The organism is Neobacillus drentensis, from assembly GCF_036962765.1.
Lineage (GTDB): Bacteria > Bacillota > Bacilli > Bacillales > Cytobacillaceae > Neobacillus > Neobacillus drentensis_C.
In genome coordinates this window covers 1-5,870 of the sequence record NZ_JBALOS010000350.1, presented here as the reverse complement: position 1 = coordinate 5,870, position 5,870 = coordinate 1, and the positions used below count along the sequence as shown (strand labels likewise).

Annotated in this window: 7 protein-coding genes; 4 read left to right on the top strand and 3 right to left on the bottom strand. The window is 40.3% G+C overall.

What is annotated here, in order from left to right:
* Positions 1-78 precede the first annotated feature (78 nt).
* The 4 genes from V7137_RS29120 to V7137_RS29105 all read left to right on the top strand — a co-directional run bounded on the left by V7137_RS29120 (position 79) and on the right by V7137_RS29105 (position 3,419).
* A complete protein-coding gene (locus V7137_RS29120; protein WP_335701290.1) occupies positions 79-813 on the top strand; it encodes a gamma-glutamyl-gamma-aminobutyrate hydrolase family protein in 735 nt (244 codons plus the stop codon).
* A 21-nt stretch (positions 814-834) separates the two neighbouring features.
* Positions 835-1,950, top strand: coding sequence for a cysteine desulfurase family protein (locus V7137_RS29115; protein WP_335701289.1), 1,116 nt, complete (start codon positions 835-837; stop codon positions 1,948-1,950).
* A 261-nt stretch (positions 1,951-2,211) separates the two neighbouring features.
* Positions 2,212-2,994 carry a putative protein N(5)-glutamine methyltransferase gene (locus V7137_RS29110; RefSeq protein ID WP_335701292.1) on the top strand — a complete coding sequence of 261 codons (783 nt, stop codon included), beginning with the start codon at positions 2,212-2,214 and terminating at the stop codon, positions 2,992-2,994.
* A gap of 119 nt (positions 2,995-3,113) precedes the next feature.
* Complete coding sequence (locus V7137_RS29105; protein WP_335701288.1) at positions 3,114-3,419, top strand: BC1872 family protein; 306 nt, start codon at positions 3,114-3,116, stop codon at positions 3,417-3,419.
* A gap of 75 nt (positions 3,420-3,494) precedes the next feature.
* On the opposite strand, the gene V7137_RS29100 is transcribed toward V7137_RS29105, so the two are convergent.
* From V7137_RS29100 to V7137_RS29090, 3 genes are all read right to left on the bottom strand, one after another.
* Positions 3,495-4,028, bottom strand: coding sequence for a GNAT family N-acetyltransferase (locus V7137_RS29100; protein WP_335701287.1), 534 nt, complete (start codon positions 4,026-4,028; stop codon positions 3,495-3,497).
* Between the two features lie 57 nt (positions 4,029-4,085).
* A complete protein-coding gene (locus tag V7137_RS29095; RefSeq protein ID WP_335701286.1) occupies positions 4,086-4,865 on the bottom strand; it encodes a Cof-type HAD-IIB family hydrolase in 780 nt (259 codons plus the stop codon).
* 316 nt (positions 4,866-5,181) lie between these two features.
* Entirely contained in the window at positions 5,182-5,862 is a 681-nt protein-coding gene (locus V7137_RS29090; protein WP_335701291.1) for a zinc metallopeptidase, read from the bottom strand.
* Positions 5,863-5,870: the final 8 nt, after the last annotated feature.

Sequence of the window (5,870 nt, the reverse complement as noted above, 5' to 3'; positions counted from 1 at the left end):
CCTTCAAAAATACTAACTTATCGTATGAATGTGTTAGAATTATGATGATAGTGTTACAAAGTTTAAGGGGGAAGAAATTTGAGCAAGAAACCAATTATTGGCATAACAGGTGCCTATGTGAAACATAACGAATTTATGGAAGGTGTCTATGTGCACCATGATTATCATAAAAGTGTTGCTGCCAATGGGGGAGTACCGATTATCCTTCCCTACATTAACCCTGAGATATCAATAGAAACGCTTGCATTATGCGACGGAATTATCCTCAGCGGGGGAGAGGACGTTGATCCAAACCTTTTTGGTCAGGAGCCACATCACAATTTAGGTCCAACAACACCGGAGAGGGATTTGGCAGAAATAGCAATCGTGAAATATGCACTTGAAAACAACATCCCACTGCTTGCCATTTGCAGAGGTGTTCAGATTTTGAATGTCGCCCTTGGCGGGACATTAATTCAGGACATCCCGAGTCAAGTCAAGGATTCAATCCAACATTCACAAAAAATAGAGAGAAGTAGGGATACACACTGGGTGAATCTCTCCACAAATAGTAAATTATTTGAAATCATTGGATCTGAACGAGTGCGTGTGAATAGTTTGCATCATCAAGCAATCGATAAAGTAGCCAATGATCTTTGTGTCGTTGCCCAATCATCTGACGGAATCGTTGAAGCGGTTGAATATATTCATCCAACCACATTTACGGTCGGTGTTCAGTGGCATCCTGAATCAATGGCGAATAAAGACCTTGCCATGAACAATTTATTCAAAGAATTTATAAACAGCAGTGCAAAGGTACCAGTTTCAATCTAAGGGGAAGGAAGGAGTCATTGGATGGAAAAAATTTATCTTGATTACAATGCCAGTACACCGATAGCACCTGAAGTAGCCGAAACGATGAAGCCGCTCCTGGAGCATTTTTATGGGAATCCGTCGGCCTTACATTGGGCAGGGTTACCGGTGAAAAATATATTACATCAAGCCCGAGTACAGGTGGCCGAATTAATTGGTTGTTCCCCAAAAGAAGTTATTTTTACAAGTGGGGGAAGTGAAGCCAACAATCTTGCGTTAAAGGGTTTTTATTTTAAAAATCGGCATAAAGGTAATCATATCATTACTTCTAAAATTGAACATCCTGCGATAATGAATCCTTGCAAATTTCTTGAACAATTTGGGGCAAAGGTCACATATGTAGACGTTGACCGGTATGGGAAGGTTACACTAGAAGAAATAAAAAAAGCTATTACAAAAGAAACCATTCTGATTTCGATTATGCACTCCAACAATGAAACAGGTACCCTGCAGCCGATCAAGGAAATTGGGGAGATTGCTAAAAAACATGGGATCGTTTTTCATACAGATGCTTCCCAATCGGTTGGAAAAGTCCGTGTGAAGGTGGATGAATTGAAAGTGGATATGCTTACAATTGCCGGCCATAAACTCTATGCACCAAAAGGAATTGGTGCGTTGTATATCAGAGAGGGAATTCAGCTCGAACCTCTCATCCATGGAGCGGGGCATGAATTTGGTATTCGGGCAGGTACAGAAAATACTTTACTGGCGGTAGGTTTAGGTAAGGCCTGTGAACTAGCCGAGCAATATATAGGAAATTCTCTAGTAAAGGAATTGACCGAGTATTTTTGGTCGCAATTAAAGGATTCGTTCGGGGAACTAGTAGTATTGAATGGCCATCCGGAGGACCGTCTCCCGAATACATTGAATGTCAGTTTTGTTAGAAAAGTAGGTCAAGATCTGTTAAATGCGATTCCTCAATTAGCTGCATCCAATGGCTCAGCATGTCATGCCGGTAGTATTGAATTATCACCGGTTTTAAAGGTGATGGATGTTCCTGAAGAAATTGGAATGGGTGCTATTCGCTTTAGTTTAGGCAGGGATACGACTAAAGATGAAATTGATCAAGTGGTGGAATTGTTAAAAGGGATATTGTAAAACAAATGCTAAGGGACTACTTATCGCAGGTAGTCCTTTTTTCTGTGGGGTAACTAGGCTTTGATGTGGTAGGGTAGGAAAGAGTCGTCTTATTTTACCGAAACGGAATAATTATTAGAGGGGGGGGGAATAAAAGAGTCTCTTATTTTACCGAAACCAGAAAATATAGAAGGTCCTAGACAGTATTTTATTGAATTGATATTTGCACAACTTATAGGGAAAGAATGGGTGGTATTTATAGTAAAGCAATTTAAATTCTATGTGGATGACCAAACTGTCGAAAAAATAATTCATAGGCTCCGTACCTCTGGTTGTGTCTTTGCGGAAGAAGAGGCTCTACTTCTTATATCTGAAGCACAGACAATGGATGAACTTAAGAAAATGGTCGAAATGCGAGTCGGGGGATTACCAGTTGAACACGTTATTGGGTACACAGAATTCTGTGGTCTGAGGATAAAGATAGACTCGGAAGTCTTCGTGCCTCGCCAACGAACAGAGTTTCTTGTCCGCCAGGCACAAACGCTTACTTGTTTAGGGGATATCGTTGTTGATATGTGTTGCGGGTCAGGAGCTGTAGGTGCTGCACTTGCAGCAACTTTAGGCCAAGTAGTGTTATACTCTGTTGACCTCGACCCCGCTGCGGTACGCTGTGCTGGCGGCAACATATCAGCTTTCGGTGGCCACGTTTTTCAAGGAGATTTGTATAAAGCTCTACCTTGTTCCCTTCAAGGCCGTGTGAACATCATAGTTGCAAATGCTCCTTACGTACCTACCGAGGCCATCAAGTTGCTTCCACGGGAGGCTCGCATTTATGAACCAAAACTGGCCCTTGACGGAGGAAAAGACGGACTTGACCTACAGCGTATATTAGCGAAAGAAGCACCTCTCTGGTTAGCTCCGGGAGGGCACCTTTTGGTAGAAACGAGTGAACAACAAGCAACCCAAACCTTTGAAATTTTTTCTCTTAACGGGCTGATCCCGAAAGTAACCAGAAATGATGAATTGGACGCTACGGTCATCATCGGTACTAATCCTGTCATTTAAAGTAAAGATACAACTAGTCTTAACACAGAGAAGTGTCATTAAATTGAAAATGATTTTGCAGGGCCGGCTCGATGAAAATGGTAAAATAATCACATACAGAGAAAAGGAGACAGAAAGAAATGAACCAAGTAGAAATTATCGCTCGTAGAATACTAGGTTGGAAGTTAAATAGATGGGACAGATGGTTTGATTATGAAACGGGGGCATTCATTCCTGTTGCTGATTTTCAACCAGAGCAAAATCTTGACCATGCGATGCTCATCGTTGAGAAGTTAAAGGATTTCGGGTTCACCTATACAACCAATGGGGACTCCGAAGTTTGCTTTAATACCATATGTGAAACAGGCGATACATTAGCACAAGCCATCACCAATGCTGCCTTCACGATTGCTGATAACAGCTCCATCGCTGAGGAATGGCTGTAAAAATTAAAAAGACGTTCAATACATATAAAAAGCTTGTAGACATAAGTCCATATGGACATATCCTACAAGCTTTTATTATTGCTTTTTGCTTCGTAAAACAGTTATAAAACCATCCAAAATCTCATGGCTGACAGAAAATCCTTTGCGTTTATAAAATTCCAGCGCGTCATTATTTCCATTCGAGACAAATATAAAATAATCTTCAACCTCATCAAATTGATTTAACCATTCCATCGACATCTTGAAAAGTTTAGAACCAACCCCGTACTTGCGGTATTCTTCCTTAATATAAATTTGCGATAAACAACCTACATTTTGCCTTCCTACCGAAGAAAGGTCAAAAAAAGTGGCAAAGTCATTGGAATAGGCCTCTTTGGGAGAGATATTGGAATATACATACCCAACGCTTTGATCCCCATCTTTTACGATCACAATATAATTGTGAATGGAGCTATATATGGAAGGAACCATCCGGGTGTCAAAATTCATGCTGTCAAACAATTCTGGTGTTATGTAAGCTCTCGACTTTTGAAAAGCCATCAGTTCATTGCATAAGTCTCGGCATTTTTCTATTTCTTCATCCGAGATCACTTCATAAGATAAATTCATTTTCTCCCACTCCTTACCTTCCAATTGAAATTCAAGAATCTGAAAAGTTCACTCCGTTTAAATTAAACCGAGACGCTCTAATCCATAGCGGACACCGTCATCTTCTGCTGAGAGGGTCACCATATTGGCCACTTTTTTTAACTCTTCGCGGGCATTACCCATTGCGACGCCCATTCCGACCAAAGACAGCATTTCCATATCATTTAATCCATCCCCAAAGGCAACGGCTTCATCAGGTGCAATCCCAAGCTTTTCTAATAGTTTACTGAGACCAACAGCCTTGTTTGAATTTGATAAATTCACATCACAGGTTCGAGCACCTGAACTCCATCGGCGGAAATCTAGTTCCGGAACCTTTGTTTGATAATGCTGTTCTTCCTCAACATCACAATGAAGAAACAATTGATAAATTTCTTGGTCTGTCCAAAATTGCGGCGGAGCAAGCTCAGGCTTCCATGGATCATGCTGGTAGGCTTCCAAAACAAATGGATGGCTTAGGTCGGTTGCTTTAAAACTTGTTTTGCTCAAATAGGTAAGAGGATGTTGAAAATCATTAGACAATTGATGAACTTTCTCTAATACAGGTTTCTCAATGGCACTTTTGTATATTTCTTTTCCTTCATGGTAGGCATAGGAACCGTTAAAAAAGACCATCGAATCGACTCCGGTTTCTTGAATAATCGACTCTGTAAAATAAGGTGCTCTCCCAGTGGCAATTACCACTTTCATTTGTTTCTCCTTTAACCGCTGGATGGCATCCTTTGTGGCGTGACTAAGTGTTTTTCCATGCGGGAGGATGGTTCCGTCTATATCTAAGATGACAACCTTGTAATTCATAAAACACACTCCTATGATGCATTCTCACTTTATAAGCCATTATTCTATAGCACAGTATACCATGTTTGAACGTAAAGGGTATCTGAGTGGGTTTTCATTATACATGAAGGAGTAATGATATGCATCTTTAACGCAAGTGAACGTTGAATTTTTTTCAAATTTCCTGTTGTCACTCCGTATTTCAATACCAACGAGCTTGTTTAGATCTGAAATAGTTCAAATGAATAGGATAAACCATATTATTTTACAATAATAATGTTATGTAAACTTATTAAAGAAATTTCCACCATCCCATTATAGGATGGCGGTTTTATTTTTAATCCTCATCATTTTGCATACCTGTAAACATCAGAACAAATCGAAGTAATTCGGCTACTGCTACTACAGTAGCCGCAACATATGTTAAAGCCGCCGCGTTTAATACTTTCCGCGCACGATACTCTTCATCATTTCTGATCAGACCCGAACCAACCATTACATTCAGCGCTCTAGAACTCGCATTAAATTCAACAGGCAGGGTAACAACCTGAAATAGTACGGCCGCTCCCATAGCTATGATTCCCAGTAATAAAAGGTTGGCAGATGATAGGAGGAGACCAATTAAAATTAAGATAAATGAAAAATTCGAGCCGATATTCGCGACAGGTACTAATGCATGTCTAACACGTAATGGGACATATCCATCTTTTTGCTGGAGACAGTGTCCAACCTCGTGAATCGCTACAGAAATTGCTGCAATGGAAGTGCCATGGTAATTCGTCGAGGAAAGTCTAACACAACGACTCCTTGGATCATAGTGGTCCGATAAGTGACCTCTGACTTCTTCGACGGAAACATCGTACAAACCGTGTTCATCTAAGATTCTTCTAGCTGCTTGGGCTCCTGTTAATCCTGCAGAGGCTCCCACTTTTAAAAATTTCGAATAGGTATTTCTTAAATACATCTGCACAAATATTGGAATAATCATGATTAGAATAAAATAAACAATATAACCCATGATGGTAT

Coding starts and splice junctions, on each gene's coding strand:
- V7137_RS29115 (WP_335701289.1), top strand. CDS start 835: ATGGAAAAAATTTATCTTGATTACAATGCCAGTACACCGATAGCACCT.
- V7137_RS29105 (WP_335701288.1), top strand. CDS start 3,114: ATGAACCAAGTAGAAATTATCGCTCGTAGAATACTAGGTTGGAAGTTA.
- V7137_RS29100 (WP_335701287.1), bottom strand. CDS start 4,028: ATGAATTTATCTTATGAAGTGATCTCGGATGAAGAAATAGAAAAATGC.
- V7137_RS29095 (WP_335701286.1), bottom strand. CDS start 4,865: ATGAATTACAAGGTTGTCATCTTAGATATAGACGGAACCATCCTCCCG.
- V7137_RS29090 (WP_335701291.1), bottom strand. CDS start 5,862: ATGGGTTATATTGTTTATTTTATTCTAATCATGATTATTCCAATATTT.